This is a genomic window from Microvirga aerilata, assembly GCF_016743775.1.
Taxonomy (GTDB): Bacteria; Pseudomonadota; Alphaproteobacteria; order Rhizobiales; family Beijerinckiaceae; genus Microvirga; species Microvirga aerilata.
This window is the reverse complement of sequence record NZ_JAEQMY010000248.1, coordinates 1-1,915: the sequence shown is the minus strand read 5'-3', so window position 1 is coordinate 1,915 and position 1,915 is coordinate 1. Positions and strand designations below refer to the sequence as shown.

The window sequence follows — 1,915 nt, the reverse complement described above, 5'->3', positions numbered from 1 at the left end:
TCTACGACGTGCCGTCCGAGTGGACCCACCGCGCCTATTTGGATGAGGCAGGCTACCAGGCCAAGTACGAGGCTTCCGTCAAGGATCCGGAGGCCTTCTGGGCCGAGGAAGCCAAGCGCATCCACTGGTTCAAGCAGCCGACCCGGATCAAGAACACCAATTTCGGCCCCGAGAACGTGGCGATCCGCTGGTTCGAGGATGGGGTCACCAACGTGGCCTATAACTGCGTCGACCGGCATCTCCACACCCGGGGCGATCAGGTCGCCATCATCTGGGAAGGCGACGACCCGTCGGAATCCAAGACGATCACCTACCGCGAGCTCTCCGCCCAGGTGAACCGCATGGCCAACATCATGCGCAACCGCGGCGTGGAAAAGGGCGACCGCGTTACGATCTACATGCCGATGATCCCGGAAGCCGCCTACGCCATGCTGGCCTGCGCTCGCTTAGGCGCCATCCACTCCGTGGTGTTCGGCGGTTTCTCGCCCGATTCGCTTGCAAGCCGCATCCAGGACGCCAAGTCCGCCTTCATCGTGACCGCAGACGAGGGCCTGCGCGGCGGCCGCAAGGTGCCGCTCAAGGTGAACGTGGACGCGGCCCTCGAGCGCGTCGGCCCCGGCGTCGTCGACCACGTGCTGGTGGTGCGCCGCACGGGTTCGGCGGTCGACATGGTGCCGGGCCGCGACGTCTATTACGACGAAGCCGCCAGCATGGTGTCGGACGAGTGCCCCTACGAGGAGATGAATGCGGAGGATCCGCTGTTCATCCTCTACACCTCGGGCTCCACGGGCACGCCCAAGGGCGTGCTGCACACCACCGGCGGCTATCTCGTCTATGCGGCGATGACCCATCAATACGTCTTCGACTACCATGACGGGGACGTTTACTGGTGCACCGCCGACGTGGGCTGGGTGACGGGCCACTCCTACATCCTCTACGGACCCTTGGCCAACGGCGCCACGACGCTCATGTTCGAGGGCGTGCCCACCTATCCGTCCATCTCCCGCTTCTGGGAGGTGATCGACAAGCACAACGTGAACATCTTCTACACCGCCCCGACCGCCATCCGTTCGCTCATGCAGGCGGGTGAGGAGCCGGTGAAGAAAACCGCCCGCAAGTCCCTGCGTCTCCTGGGCTCGGTGGGCGAGCCGATCAATCCGGAGGCCTGGGAATGGTACCACCGGGTGGTGGGCGACGGCCGCTGCCCCATCGTCGACACCTGGTGGCAGACGGAGACCGGCGGGATCCTGATCACGCCGCTGCCCGGCGCCACCAAGCTGAAGCCAGGTTCTGCTACCCGTCCGTTCTTCGGCGTGAAGCCGCAGGTGGTGGATGCGGACGGCAAGGTGCTGGAGGGCGCGACGGAGGGCAATCTCGTGATCGCCGATTCCTGGCCCGGCCAGATGCGCACGGTCTATGGCGACCATGAGCGCTTCGTGCAAACCTACTTCTCCACCTATCCGGGCAAGTATTTCACCGGCGACGGCTGCCGGCGCGATGCGGACGGCTATTACTGGATCACCGGCCGCGTGGACGACGTGATCAACGTGTCCGGCCACCGCATGGGCACGGCGGAGGTGGAATCGGCGCTGGTCGCGCACCCGAAGGTGTCCGAGGCCGCCGTGGTGGGCTATCCGCACGACATCAAGGGCCAGGGCATCTACGCCTATGTGACCCTGATGGCCGGCGAGGAGCCGTCCGAGGACCTGCGCAAGGAGCTCGTCATCTGGGTGCGCAAGGAGATCGGACCGATCGCCTCGCCGGACCTGATCCAGTTCGCGCCGAGCCTGCCCAAGACCCGCTCGGGCAAGATCATGCGCCGGATCCTGCGCAAGATCGCCGAGGACGAGTTCGGCTCGCTCGGCGACACCTCGACGCTCGCCGACCCCACCGTGGTCGACGACCTGATCACCAA

At 65.6% G+C, this 1,915-nt stretch carries 1 protein-coding gene; it reads left to right on the top strand.

The window, feature by feature from the left end; all coding sequences use genetic code 11:
- The coding region (gene acs / locus JKG68_RS32085; RefSeq protein WP_210346524.1) for an acetate--CoA ligase at window positions 1-1,915 on the top strand (1,915 nt) is incomplete at both ends.